Annotated in this window: 1 rRNA gene; it reads right to left on the reverse strand. The window is 48.2% G+C overall.

Going from position 1 to position 255, the window contains the following annotated elements:
- Window positions 1-255 (reverse strand): 23S ribosomal RNA (locus GTP77_RS30055); the annotation flags it as partial.

A 255-nucleotide genomic window follows, 5' to 3' on the forward strand; every position in this document is an offset into this window, starting at 1 on the left:
ATGCTAAATCATGCAGGCTCATCCCATTTCGCTCGCCACTACTTTGGGAATCTCGGTTGATTTATTTTCCTGCAGCTACTTAGATGTTTCAGTTCGCCGCGTTCGCTTTGCATACCTATGTATTCAGTATGCAATGACCTAAAAGGCCGGGTTTCCCCATTCGGAAATCCTCGGATCAAAGCTTGTTTGTCAGCTCCCCGAGGCTTATCGCAGACTTCTACGTCCTTCATCGCCTGTAATCGCCAAGGCATCCAC

This window comes from Pseudoduganella aquatica (genome assembly GCF_009857595.1).
Classification (GTDB): domain Bacteria; phylum Pseudomonadota; class Gammaproteobacteria; order Burkholderiales; family Burkholderiaceae_D; genus Rugamonas; species Rugamonas aquatica_A.